Source organism: Deinococcus roseus (assembly GCF_014646895.1).
GTDB classification, from domain to species: domain Bacteria; phylum Deinococcota; class Deinococci; order Deinococcales; family Deinococcaceae; genus Deinococcus_C; species Deinococcus_C roseus.
In genome coordinates this window covers 1-2,112 of the sequence record NZ_BMOD01000066.1, presented here as the reverse complement: position 1 = coordinate 2,112, position 2,112 = coordinate 1, and the positions used below count along the sequence as shown (strand labels likewise).

The 2,112-nt window shown below is 48.3% G+C and carries 2 protein-coding genes; both read right to left on the bottom strand.

Translation table 11 applies throughout. From position 1 onward, the window contains the following. Window positions 1-181: 181 nt before the first annotated feature. Entirely contained in the window at window positions 182-619 is a 438-nt protein-coding gene (locus IEY52_RS26340; RefSeq protein ID WP_189009642.1) for a PM0498 family protein, read from the bottom strand. Between the two features lie 67 nt (window positions 620-686). Next, the gene (tnpC, locus tag IEY52_RS26335; RefSeq protein WP_189009645.1) at window positions 687-2,033 is read right to left on the bottom strand and encodes an IS66 family transposase; all 1,347 of its coding nucleotides are present in this window, start codon (window positions 2,031-2,033) and stop codon (window positions 687-689) included. Window positions 2,034-2,112 lie beyond the last annotated feature (79 nt).

Below are 2,112 nucleotides of genomic sequence, written 5' to 3'. Positions count from 1 at the left end.
GTAACTGCTCAGCACAGAAAAACTCCTTCGTGCTGAGCAGGTATCCAGATGTTTCTCCAGAATCACACTAGAGTCGACTGAATATCATTCAACTGCTGGAAGGTCCATCGACTGGAGGTAAGCTGAGTCTTTGGCTATGAGCAAAGGGAAAGTCCCCCCAGTTGGGGGAACTTTCCCTCTATCACTCAATCACTATAATGGCTCCTTCATAAACATCAATATTATCATCAAGCCAAATTTGGTTGTTCCTCAGTACATGAAATCGAACAGATATGTTATTCCCCTCCACCATGCTTATAATAATCCTGCAAGGTAAGTCAAACTTGCTCAACTCTTGCTTGAGGCGGCCAGCAAAGTAGAGTGAATACAATAAATAGTTCGACCAGTCAGGAAGAGAAATATAATCATCAATATGTATGTGATTGATGAAGCATTCAACTCCAGTCTCATCATGCAGTGCATCAGCAAGTTGTTTGGTTGGCCGCATCTTCTTATTTAACAGGAGTAAGTTATCATGAAGTCCGACGCCCTCCCTTAATATTTCTTCTAATTCGCTTTCATGGCACCAAGACACTGAAACAAATGTTCCACTCAGTAATTCACTGGCACGTCCGTTCATCCTTAGCATATGGCCTCCGGAACTTTTCGCCCATTTCTGTTTCTCTTCATAAGTTTCTCGTAGGTGTTCACCATGAGAAACGAGGTAAAACAGGATCACCCCGAAAGATACTCGTCAAGCCCTCAAAAACATTTAATTCCTGCTTACGAAGTGTCGAAATGTAGCTGCGAATCCGACAAAATACCCTTCCGCCCTCTGTCGAGCGAAAGCCTCCTGAGATTTTGCGTTTCACCACCACCATCCGGATGTCCCGTTCAGCTTGGTTGTTGTCGAAAGGCAAAGGGTCATCCTCCAAAAACCTGAGCACTGCCGACTGGTGTTCCCTCAAGCGGAGGGCCAGATTTCTGGCGATGCTCTGTTTCACCCTTCCCTTTTGTCCAGGTGTACCTGGATTTCCAGGGTTCAGACTGAGGCCCTGTTCGACCAGGTCTGTAAACTGTGCTCTGAAAAGGGTCTTTTGTACAGTACTGAGGCTCCCTGTTTTGCGCTGGTGGTAGATGTCCTGTAAAGCTTCCCGTAGCTTACCTGCCCACTCTTGACCCTGGTGTTCAAAGATTGCCCGCAGCTCGCGAAGGAGGTGGGCATTACACAGGGCATGCCTTGCAGGTAAACCAAAATAGGTCTGCCAAGCATCATGCATCAAAACGTCAGTGAATTTAGGCAGGACGTCCATGTCCTGCACGGCTTCCATCCCTCGATTTGGATGGTGTGCGAAGAAGGTCAGCATTTTGCTAGACACAACATGGATCCAGTTGAGTTTTCCAGAAACTTTGCTACCTGTTTCATCGGCATGCAGCACTTTCTCCCCCAGTAAAGCCTCTTTCAGATGTTCTTCAAAGTTAGCGAGGTTATGGGAGGCAACCTTTTGTCCCAGAACCAAAGTGCCTTCACTGATTCTCCTTCCACAAAGGTCTTCCAGGACATCACAGGTGCGTTTTAAGGGTAGAAAATGTCCTACAGTCAGGTTGAGTGCCAGAGCGTGAAATCTAGGCCCATATTGAACCTGTCCTGGTACATCTTCGGGAAAGTCAGCCTGCTGCTGACCCTGGCAATGAGGACAGACTTTCACTTCGGCCTGATATTCCGTGACCAGTAGGCGAACCTCGGGCAAGTCGTGGACCTGCCTGGCACGGTAAGATTCTGCTTTTACGGTGTCCCAGGCGTGACCACAACCACAATGTCCAGTTAGGGACAGGCGAATGACCTGATCTACATTGCTGCTCATTTTGAGGGTTTTGCCCTGGTGGCCTTTTTGGCCGCCAGACGGTGTGTCACTTTTTTGACGTTCACTCTGAGGTTTCCAGGGGGCGTCTTTGCTGGGAGGCTGGCTGGAAGTTCGACTATCCCTTTGGAGGCGAAGCTCCAAAGCTTGAACCCGTTGCTCAAGAGCCTGCACTTGGCCTTGGAGAATCAAGCAGTTGGGACACGGTTCTTCCACAGTGCCCCTACTTTACCAGTTTTGAAAAGTCAATCTCACCTGCTGAGCAGTTACG

Excerpts from the sequence above, each read along its gene's own strand:
- IEY52_RS26340 (WP_189009642.1), bottom strand. The coding sequence starts at position 619 with ATGAACGGACGTGCCAGTGAATTACTGAGTGGAACATTTGTTTCAGTG.